Raw genomic sequence first — 2,277 nt, 5'->3', positions numbered from 1 at the left:
AGTGCTCTAGCCCTGTCGGAACACAAAAAAAGAAATCACTCCGGGCAACAAACCTGTGATGCAATTGTTGTCGGGGTGGACGGGCTGCTGCGGCCATGTGGAAAAATCTGCAAGAGTTTCAGAGTCTTGTCAAATCACAAAATCGGAGAACACAGCGGGCAAAAGTCCTGTGAAGTAGCAGTGGTCGGAGAGGATGGTCAGCTGCGGCCATGCGGTAAAATCTGCAAGAATTCTAAAGTCCTGTCTGATCACAAAATCGGATATCACAGCGGGCAAAAATCCTGTGAATTAGCAATGGTTGGAGAGGATGGTCAGTTGCGGGCATGTGGGAAGGTCTGCAAGAATGCTCGCGCCCTGTTGGATCACAAAAGAATACACCACACCGGGCAACAAAGCTGTAAGGTTAGCGTGATTGGGGATGACGGCCTATTGCGGCCATGCGGAGAGATCTGTAAGAATGCTAAATACCTGTCGTATCACAAAAGAAAAGAGCACACCGGGCAACAAATCTGCTACATACGTGTGGTTGGGAAGGACGGCCAAATGCAGCCATGCGGAAGGGTCAGTAAAAATGCTCAAGCCCTGTCTCAGCACAAAAGAAGACATCGAAAACGTAAGCAGATTGGTGTAACTCCAGGTGATGAATGCAGTAATCCAGCAGGTAAAGTTCATAAGTAAGACTTGATCTGACACTGCCCTTTCCCCGGACTCAGTGGCTTTTCAGGAGCAGTCCCGGGGCTGGAAAAGAGACTGTTTACCTAAACTAAAATTGCACTTGTTTGAGGGTTTCGAGACAGCCTCTTTGTGCAGACATCTGTTTACTCCGAAAAACGGGCTCTAAAATTTGAAACAAGGCACGGGTTCCCACACTGGAGAGGGTGGGAACCAGGGCTATACAACCGCCGAAGCAGGAGGCAGATTATGAAGTGATTTCCGCGAGCAATATCTCGCTCACTTAATTAAGATTACGCCCTTTGTTGGCAGCAATTCTCAGCCTCAATGCATTCAGCTTAATAAAGCCTTCAGCATCTGCCTGATCATAAGCACCGGCATCATCTTCAAACGTGGCAATATTCTCATCAAACAGGGAGTCATCAGACTGACGACCAACAACCACTACATTACCCTTATAGAGCTTCAGTCGTACGACACCGTTCACGCACTCCTGACTTTCATCAATCATCTTCTGAAGCATCTCACGCTCGGGAGACCACCAGTAACCGTTGTAAATCAGTTTCGCATACTTAGGCATAAGCTCGTCTTTAAGATGCGCCACTTCACGATCAAGCGTGATGGATTCGATCGCTCTGTGTGCCTTCAGCATGATGGTACCACCGGGAGTCTCATAGCAACCACGAGACTTCATACCGACATAACGATTCTCAACAATGTCCAGACGTCCCACGCCATTTTCCCCACCGACTTTGTTGAGGTAAGTCAACACAGTTGCGGGTGTCATTTCCTGTCCATCAATGGCAATGATGTCGCCTTTCTTATAGGTCAGTTCCAGATACAGTGGCTGGTCCGGGGCCTTTTCCGGAGATACGCTCCAACGCCACATATCTTCTTCGGCTTCAGCCCAGGGATTTTCCAGAATGCCACCTTCGTAGGAGATGTGCAGCAAGTTGGCATCCATAGAATAAGGAGACTTACCTTTCTTCTTCTCAACCTGGATACCGTGCTCTTCACAATAGGCCAGCAGTTTTTCACGGGAATTCAGATCCCACTCACGCCAGGGAGCAATAACCTGCACACCGGGCTTGAGGGCATAGGCACCCAGTTCAAAACGCACCTGGTCATTGCCCTTGCCGGTAGCTCCGTGGGAGATGGCATCGGCCCCCGACTCATTGGCAATTTCTATCAGTCGCTTGGAAATCAGAGGGCGGGCAATAGAAGTGCCCAGCAGGTATTCTCCTTCGTAGAGGGTATTGGCCCGGAACATCGGAAACACAAAATCCCGTACAAACTCTTCACGCAGATCTTCGATATAGATCTCTTTGATGCCCAAAGCTTCTGCCTTGGCTCTGGCAGGCTCAACTTCTTCGCCCTGACCCAGATCGGCAGTAAATGTTACAACATCGCACTGATAAGTATCTTCCAGCCATTTAGCAATGACTGAGGTATCCAGCCCACCCGAATAGGCCAGTACTACTTTTTTGATCTCTTTCACCGAGCACTCCCAATTCCCGATACGGTAAAACCTGATTTGTGAGAGAGTATTGATGATCCAGCATTGAAAATCAATATTTATTCATTAAACCAGAATATAAATTCATC

Annotated in this window: 2 protein-coding genes; one reads left to right on the top strand and one right to left on the bottom strand. The window is 48.4% G+C overall.

The genetic code is table 11. From position 1 onward, the window contains the following. The coding region (locus KDK18_RS07600; RefSeq protein WP_257254294.1) for a hypothetical protein at positions 1-678 on the top strand (678 nt) is incomplete at its 5' end. Positions 679-955: 277 nt separating this feature from the next. Here the strand turns inward: KDK18_RS07600 and KDK18_RS07595 are convergent. Further along, positions 956-2,170, bottom strand: coding sequence for an argininosuccinate synthase (locus KDK18_RS07595; protein ID WP_257254293.1), 1,215 nt, complete (start codon positions 2,168-2,170; stop codon positions 956-958). Positions 2,171-2,277: the final 107 nt, after the last annotated feature.

It is taken from the genome of Endozoicomonas sp. SESOKO3 (assembly GCF_024606255.1).
The sequence above is the reverse complement of the archived record's forward strand: the minus strand, read 5'-3'. Positions and strand labels throughout refer to the sequence as shown.